At 55.6% G+C, this 775-nt stretch carries 1 protein-coding gene; it reads right to left on the reverse strand.

Going from position 1 to position 775, the window contains the following annotated elements:
• Window positions 1-229: 229 nt before the first annotated feature.
• Window positions 230-592: a PleD family two-component system response regulator gene (locus A3730_RS29210; protein WP_063518675.1), complete on the reverse strand. Its 363-nt coding sequence runs from the start codon at window positions 590-592 to the stop codon at window positions 230-232.
• Between the last annotated feature and the right edge of the window lie 183 nt (window positions 593-775).

Genomic DNA, 775 nt, shown 5'->3' on the forward strand with positions numbered 1-775 from the left:
TCCTGGCAACCGATTTCTTCGGCAATAATCTGTTCGATACTACGCATGATATGTCCTGACGGCGTGCGGCCTGCGAGCGTATTGCCGGCAAGCGTTCTTCAAATACAAAACGACCGGAATCATAGGGAATGAATCCGGTCGTTGATAGATTGACTTGTAAAAGCGGCTGTGGCTGTGGCGCAGGTCATGAATGCTCGGTTATCGCGCGTGACGGGCCGCGGACGGCGACTCAGCCCAGCGCTTCATTGATCTTGGCGACCAGTTCCGCTTCCACCGGCGGTTTGACCACATAGCCGAAGGCACCCTGGCGTTCGCCCCAGACCTTGTCGGTTTCCTGGTCCTTGGTCGTCACCAGAATCACCGGAATGCTTTCGGTGGCCGGGTCACGGGTGATCTTGCGGGTGGCCTGGAAGCCGTTCAGTTCCGGCATGACCACATCCATCAGGATCAGATCGGGCTGCTCATGACGGGCTTTTTCTATCCCTTCCATGCCGTTGGTGGCAGTAACGACATCATGGCCCTGACCCTGGACAATCTTTACCAGATTGGTCAGCTGGGTCGGGGAATCGTCCACCACAAGAATTTTGGCCATGTTGCTCTCCTCAAGCCGCTATTGATCCCATCGGCTGTATTTTTATATGTGTCTCGATCCAATCGCGAATCATACCAGCGACGGGTCAAAAGGTAAGCTGTCGAATTGTGGCACATGTGTGCCGCAATGGGGCAGCTTACCGGGTAAATGTGTGGGCGCTGCGCCGCCCCCATAGCAGAATGG

It is taken from the genome of Alcanivorax sp. HI0044 (assembly GCF_001634945.1).